Below are 6,844 nucleotides of genomic sequence, written 5' to 3'. Positions count from 1 at the left end.
GGGCGCCGAGCCTCTCGTACGGCTTGAGGCGCTGTCGCTCGACGGGCTGCGCGGCGCGTTCGAGACGAACGTGGTGGCCGCCCTCGGCCTGGTCCGCGAGGCGCTGCCGCTGCTGCGGGAGTCGGCGGGCGCGGTCCTGAACGTCAGCTCGGACGCGGCGGTGGAGGCGTATGAGACGTGGGGCGGGTACGGGGCGTCGAAGGCGGCCCTCGACCACCTCTCGGCGGTGCTCGCGGTGGAGGAGCCGGGGGTCAGGGTGTGGTCGGTGGACCCGGGTGACATGCGGACGGATCTGTACCGGGCGGCGGTGCCCCTGGACGACGATGCGGGCAGGCCGGCGCCCGAGCAGGTGGTTCCGGCGTTCCTGCGGCTGGTCGCGGAGCGTCCCGTCAGCGGTCGCTATGCCGCTCCCGCGCTGCTCGCGGACGTCCGGTGAGTGTGCTCGGGGCGTGGCTGCGCGTGCCGGAGGACCTGCACGCGCGGGTGCCCGCCGAGCAGCGGGGGCCCGGACGCGGCAGGGACGCGGTCCGGCTGCTCCTCTCGCGCGGCACGGAGGTCTCGCACCATGCCTTCGGAGAGCTGCCCTCGCTGCTGCGGGCGGGGGATCTCCTCGTCGTGAACACCTCGCGCACGCTGCCCGCCGCGGTGGACGGGCGGATCGGGCACACGCGCGTGGTGGTGCATTTCTCCACCCGGGACGCGGACGGCCGCTGGGCGGTGGAGCTGCGGGAGCCGGACGGCGAGGGCACCACACGTGCGCGCGGCGGTGGTCCGGCGGGGCTGACCGTGCGGCTCCCCGGACATGTGCCGCTTGTCTGTGAGGAGCCGCTCGCGGCTCAGAGCGGGCGGCTGTGGTGGGTGCGGGTGGGGGCCGACGTGCCCGCGCTGCTGCGGCGTCACGGGCGGCCCATCCGCTACCGCTATACGGACAGGGACCAGCCGCTCGACGCCCACCAGACGGTGTTCGCGCTGCCGTCGGCGGACGGGTCGGGGAGCGCGGAGATGCCGAGCGCGGGGCGGCCGTTCACGGCGGCGATGGTGGCGGAGCTGGTCAGCAGGGGGGTGCAGTTCGCGCCCGTCACGCTGCACACCGGGGTGGCCTCGCAGGAGGCGCACGAGCCGCCGTACCCGGAGCCCTTCGAGGTGCCGGAGACATCGGCGCGGCTGATCAACGCCGCTCGGGCGGGCGGCGGCCGGGTGATCGCGGTCGGCACGACGGCCGTGCGGGCCGTGGAGTCGGCCGCGGGGGCCGACGGCGTGGTGCGGGCGGCGGGCGGCCGCACCGAGCTCGTGGTGACGCCCGAGCGGGGGGTGCGGGTGGTGGACGGCCTGCTGACCGGGCTGCACGAGCCGGAGGCCTCGCACCTGCTGATGCTGGAGGCGGTCGCCGGGCGTGCCGCGATCGAGCGGGGGTATGCGGAGGCGGTACGCCGTCTCTACCTCTGGCACGAGTTCGGCGACGTCCACCTCATACTTCGGGATGAGAACGCTCACCAGGAGCATTGCAATGGCAACTCACGGTGAGACTGTTACGTGACCGATGTGAGCCCGCACATAGGGTGCACGTCACGTACGAAGGTCGCTAGTTGTAGACGAAGCGCACCAAATATCCGTTTATGTCCGGCAAGAAGCCCTTAATGAGCGGGGATGCGCACCCCTCAGGAAGCCTCGGCGGAGAGGCTGATCCACTACCCGGGATCGTACGTCACAACGTTGCCTCAGATTTTTGCCACCGCTAACAATTGCTCCCGTCGCTCGGCGCCGCGGTCCTCGCACCGCGGCGTTTGTGCCGGAGAAGCAACATGTCCCCCGCCGGACCAGAGCGACCTCCGCTATCCGAAGAGGTCCAACTCGCATGTCCCAGCACCACCTCCCCGGTCATAGTCGCAACGCCGTGACCAAGAACCAGAAGATCTCGATCGCCGGTGTCGCCGCGCTGGGTGCCGCCGCCCTCGCGTTCTCCCTCGTCCCCGGCAACTCCGAGGCCGCCGACACCCAGGCCAAGGACGTCTCCCCCGCCGCCTTCGCCGTCTCCACCGACGCGCAGCAGGCGGTCCACGCCAACGTGGCCAAGCAGCTCACGCACGCCGGCCAGCAGGCCAAGGAGGCCGCCGCGAAGGCCGCCGCCGACAAGAAGGCCGCTGACAAGAAGGCGGCCGACAAGAAGGCCGCCGACGAGGCCGCCGCGAAGAAGAAGGCCGAGGACGAGCGCAAGGCCAAGGAGGCCGCCAGCCGCTCCGCCGCCCGCAAGCCCGTCTACGCCAACAACCTGGACGGCTGGATCCGCCAGTCCCTGGACATCATGAAGTCCAAGGGCATCCCCGGCTCCTACGAGGGCCTGCACCGCAACATCCTGCGTGAGTCCTCGGGCAACCCGCAGGCCATCAACGGCTGGGACATCAACGCCATCAACGGCACCCCGTCGATCGGCCTGCTCCAGGTCATCAAGCCGACGTTCGACGCCTACCACGTCGACGGCACCTCCACGAACATCTACGACCCGGTCGCCAACATCACGGCCGCGGCCAACTACGCCGCCGACCGCTACGGCTCGATGGACAACGTGAACGGCGCCTACTGAGCCTTGATCGCCTGATCACTGGACCTCTTCAGCCGAAGATGAGGTTCTCAAGACGCCGAAGGGCGGCACCCCGCGCGGGGTGCCGCCCTTCTCGTACGCCTCCCGCACGCCCTGCCGGCCGTCCGGGACGCGCTTACTTGCGCATGACCTCCGGCTCGTGGCGGCGCAGCAGGCGCGCGACCGCGAAGCCGCAGATGACACCGAGGGCGATCAGGACCGTGAGGTTCACGCCCCACTGCCCGACCGAGTGCTCCCACAGCGGGTCCAGGTCATTGGGGTTCTTCGGGTCCCACGGCGGCATCAGGTGCGCCAGGTCCAGCGTGGCGCCCGCGCCCGCGATGGCCCAGCGGGACGGCATCAGCCAGGCGAACTGCTCCAGGCCGGGCGAGCCGTAGACCTGGAAGAGGACGCCGGTGAAGACGACCTGGACGATCGCGAACATCACCAGGAGCGGCATGGTCTTCTCGGAGGTCTTCACCAGCGAGGAGATGACCAGGCCGAACATCATCGACGTGAAGCCGAGCGCGATGATCGTCACGCAGATCTCCGCGGCCGGGGGCATGATCAGCCCCTCCTTCGGCAGCTCGCGCGGGGCGAAGCCGATGGCGCAGATGATGACGCCCTGGATGGCCGTGATGATGCCGAGGACGATGACCTTGGACATCAGGTACGCCGAGCGGGACAGGCCGGTCGCCCGTTCCCGTTCGTAGATGACCCGTTCCTTGATCAGCTCGCGTACGGAGTTGGCCGCACCGGAGAAGCACATGCCGACCGCCAGGATCAGCATGATCGTGCCCGCGTCGCCGTTGAACTTGGCCGGCGGTTTCGGCGGTGCGAGCCCGAAGTCCGCCGGGATGACGACGCTGACGATGCCGAGGACCGCGGGCAGGATCACCATCAGCCCCATGAAGCCCTTGTCGGAGGCGATCACCGACACATAGCGGCGGATCAGGGTCCAGAGCTGCGATCCCCAGCCCTGCGGCTTCGGCGGTTTGACCGCCTGCGGCGGCGGCATCGATACGGACTGCGCGGCGACGGCGTCGATGTCCGCCGCGTACATCTGGTAGTGCTGCGAGCCCTTCCAGCGGCCCGCCCAGTCGTAGTCGCGGTACTCCTCGAAGGCCGAGAAGACATCGGCCCAGGTCTTGTAGCCGAAGAAGTTCAGCGCTTCCTCCGGCGGACCGAAGTACGCCACCGAACCGCCCGGCGCCATGACGAGCAGCTTGTCGCAGATCGCCAGCTCGGCGACCGAGTGCGTGACCACGAGGACCGTACGGCCGTCGTCCGCGAGGCCGCGCAGGAGCTGCATGACGTCGCGGTCCATGCCCGGGTCGAGGCCCGAGGTCGGCTCGTCCAGGAAGATCAGCGAGGGCTTGGTCAGCAGCTCAAGGGCGACCGACACACGCTTGCGCTGGCCACCGGAGAGGGAGGTGACCTTCTTCTCCTTGTGGATGTCCAGCTTGAGCTCGCGCAGCACCTCGTCGATGCGGGCCTCGCGCTCGGCCTCCGTGGTGTCGGCGGGGAAGCGCAGCTTGGCCGCGTACTTCAGCGCCTTCTTGACGGTCAGCTCCTTGTGCAGGATGTCGTCCTGCGGGACCAGACCGATGCGCTGCCGCAGCTCGGCGAACTGCTTGTAGAGGTTGCGGTTGTCGTACAGGACGTCGCCCTGGTTGGCGGGCCGGTAGCCGGTGAGCGCCTTGAGCAGGGTGGACTTGCCGGAACCCGAGGGTCCGATGACCGCGATCAGCGACTTCTCCGGGACGCCGAAGGAGACGTCCTTGAGGATCTGCTTGCCGCCGTCGACCGTGACCGTGAGGTGGCGGGCCGAGAAGGAGACGTCACCGGTGTCGACGAACTCCTCGAGCTGTCCGCCGACGAGACGGAAGGTCGAGTGGCCGACACCGACGATGTCGTTGGGGCCGATGAGGACCGTCGAGGACTTCGCGATCGGCTGGCCGTTGACGTACGTGCCGTTGTGCGAGCCGAGGTCGTGGATCTCGAAGCGGCCGTCCGGGGTCGCCGTGAACTCGGCGTGGTGGCGCGAGACCTGGAGGTCGGAGACGACCAGCTCGTTCTCCAGGGCACGTCCGATGCGCATCTTGCGGCCGAGCGCGAGCTGGTGGAACGTCGTCGGGCTGCGGTCGCCGTAGACCGGCGGAGCCCCCGCGGCGCCGCCGGAACCCGGGGTGTTCTGCGCGTGCTGCCCGGCCGGGCCGCCCTGCTGCTGCGGCACGTGCGGCTGCTGGTGCTGCTGGTGCTGCTGCGGCTGCTGGTGCTGCTGAGGGGGCTGCTGGTGCTGGGGCTGCTGCTGCCAGCCGTGCTGCTGCGGCTGGTGCGGGGCCTGCTGCTGATGCTGCTGATGCTGGTGCGGGGCCTGCTGCTGCGCGGCCCACCCCGGAGCCTCCTGCTGGGCGTGCTGCTGCGGCGCGGCGTGCTGCTGTGCGGCGTGCTGCTGCGGCGCGGACACCGAGGCGGCGGCACCGCCACCGGCCAGATTCAGCCGCGGGCCGTCGTTCGCGTTTCCAAGATTTACGGCCGAGCCGGGGCCGATTTCCATCTGGTGGATGCGCTGGCCCTGCACAAAGGTGCCATTGGTGCTGCCGTGGTCCTCAATGACCCAACTGCGCCCATTCCAGCTGATCGTGGCGTGACGCCAGGAGACCCTGGCGTCGTCGAGCGAGATATCACCCTGCGGATCGCGTCCGAGGGAGTACGACCTGGACGAATCGAGCGTCCAGGTCCTTCCATTCAATTCCAGTACGAGTTCCGGCACTCCATGCCCCACTGAGTTGTCCCCCGAGCTAGCCCCCATGTGGGGAGTCTAGGGATGTCGAACATCGGGAGGAACTATTTCAGGCGGAGGGCTCTGACCGAAAGTCGGGCCTTGTGAAGACTGCGTAGGCGCGCTCCGACGCACCCCGTTGACGGGGATGAAACCGCCCCGGAAAGTAGGAAGCACCGCAATTCGGGGGGTCCTGATGCAAGCCGGTGAGAACAGGCACGTCGACCGGGGTGTGCGGTGGGGTGACGTACTGCTGTCCGCGATCGCCGCGGTGAGCTGGGCGCTGGTCGGCATGGCCACGAGGTGGGGTCCCTCGGTCCGATGACGGCGGCGACGGTGGCCCTGGGGGCGGGGGGTTCGGTCACGCCGTCCGGGGACGTCTCGGCGTTCGGCCTCAAGGGGGCGGAGGCGAGCACGGCGATCGACATCGCGCCGCTCGGCGTCGGCCTCGTCGGGGCGCTGCTGCTCGCCCACTTCTTCCTGCGCTCGCTGCGGGGGGCCGGGGCGTTCCTCCCGCCCGCCGAACTCGGTGCCCGCGCGGGCGCGGTGACCGCCCTCTTCGTGGCGATGCTCGGCGGTCTCGCCTACGTGGGTCACGACGTCATCACGATCGACGGTGAGCGGCTCGGCATCGACAAGGGGATCGAGAAAGGGCTCGACGAGCTGCCCGGCGGAATCGGCGACAAGCTGCCCGGCGGCCTCGGCGGTCTGCTGCCCGACCGGCTCGGTGACCTGGTGCGGGCGAAGGCCTCGGTCGGGTTCACCGTCGACACCGCGGCGACGCTGCTGGGCGGGGCGGCCTGGGTGGCCGTCGTCCTGCTCATCGCCCTGCTCGCGTCGCGCCGCTCGCCGCTGCCGCGCGGCCTCGACGCCCTGCACGGGGTGGTGCGGCCCGCGGCGTCCGCGCTGGTCGCCGTCGTACTGATGGCGGTCGTCGCGGGGCTCGCCGCGGCGGCGTACGCCATGATCGGCGACGACCATCCCCGGCGGATCGCCGGTGCGGCGCTGCTCGGGGCGCCCAACGGGGTGTGGCTGGGGATTCCCGTGGGGCTCTTCGTACCGTTCGACGGCCGGGCCACGGGTGCGCTGACGCAGTTCCTGCCCGATCCGGTGGACGAGCTGCTCACCGGTTCCTCGGACAAGGCGCTCACGCTGGGGCGGCTCGCCGAACTGGACGGACGTGTCTGGCTGCTGGGCGTCGCGGCGGCGCTGATGATGCTGTTCGCCGGGGTGCTGACCGCGGTGCGGACTCCGCTACGGGGCCTGCGCGCCCTGGGTTTCGCGGGGCGCTGCGGGCTGCGTCTTGGGATCGTCTCGGCGGTGGCGCTTCCGCTGATGGTGTGGCTGACGGGGCTGTCGGCCGACGCCTCGCTCTCCGTGTTCGGCTTCGACGCGTTCGGGGCCGGGGTGGAGCTGCACGGCCGGATCGGGGTGGCCGCGCTGCTGGGGCTGGCCTGGGGCCTCGCAGCGGGGTTGCTGGG

Annotated in this window: 4 protein-coding genes and 1 pseudogene; 4 read left to right on the top strand and 1 reads right to left on the bottom strand. The window is 70.4% G+C overall.

Annotation, left to right across the window (positions count from 1 at the left end):
* The 3 genes from AB8Z36_RS27590 to AB8Z36_RS27580 all read left to right on the top strand — a co-directional run.
* A partial coding sequence (locus AB8Z36_RS27590; protein WP_369216090.1) for an SDR family NAD(P)-dependent oxidoreductase occupies positions 1–436 on the top strand: 436 nt, incomplete at its 5' end.
* Positions 433–1,524 carry an S-adenosylmethionine:tRNA ribosyltransferase-isomerase gene (locus AB8Z36_RS27585; protein ID WP_369216089.1) on the top strand — a complete coding sequence of 364 codons (1,092 nt, stop codon included), beginning with the start codon at positions 433–435 and terminating at the stop codon, positions 1,522–1,524. The genes AB8Z36_RS27590 and AB8Z36_RS27585, both read left to right, overlap by 4 nt.
* Positions 1,525–1,855: 331 nt before the next feature.
* Positions 1,856–2,581 carry a transglycosylase SLT domain-containing protein gene (locus AB8Z36_RS27580; protein WP_369216088.1) on the top strand — a complete coding sequence of 242 codons (726 nt, stop codon included), beginning with the start codon at positions 1,856–1,858 and terminating at the stop codon, positions 2,579–2,581.
* A 133-nt stretch (positions 2,582–2,714) separates the two neighbouring features.
* Here the strand turns inward: AB8Z36_RS27580 and AB8Z36_RS27575 are convergent, their stop codons facing one another.
* Positions 2,715–5,354: an FHA domain-containing protein gene (locus tag AB8Z36_RS27575; protein ID WP_440582011.1), complete on the bottom strand. Its 2,640-nt coding sequence runs from the start codon at positions 5,352–5,354 to the stop codon at positions 2,715–2,717.
* Between the two features lie 205 nt (positions 5,355–5,559).
* Here AB8Z36_RS27575 and AB8Z36_RS27570 point away from each other — a divergent pair.
* Positions 5,560–6,844 (top strand): annotated as a pseudogene (locus AB8Z36_RS27570) (streptophobe family protein); the annotation flags it as partial.

Source organism: Streptomyces flavofungini, from assembly GCF_041028215.1.
Taxonomy (GTDB): domain Bacteria; phylum Actinomycetota; class Actinomycetes; order Streptomycetales; family Streptomycetaceae; genus Streptomyces; species Streptomyces flavofungini_B.
This window is presented reverse-complemented; position numbering and strand designations above follow the sequence as displayed.

Bases quoted from the DNA above. Each gene is read 5' to 3' on its own strand.
- AB8Z36_RS27580 (WP_369216088.1), top strand. From the start codon at position 1,856: ATGTCCCAGCACCACCTCCCCGGTCATAGTCGCAACGCCGTGACCAAG.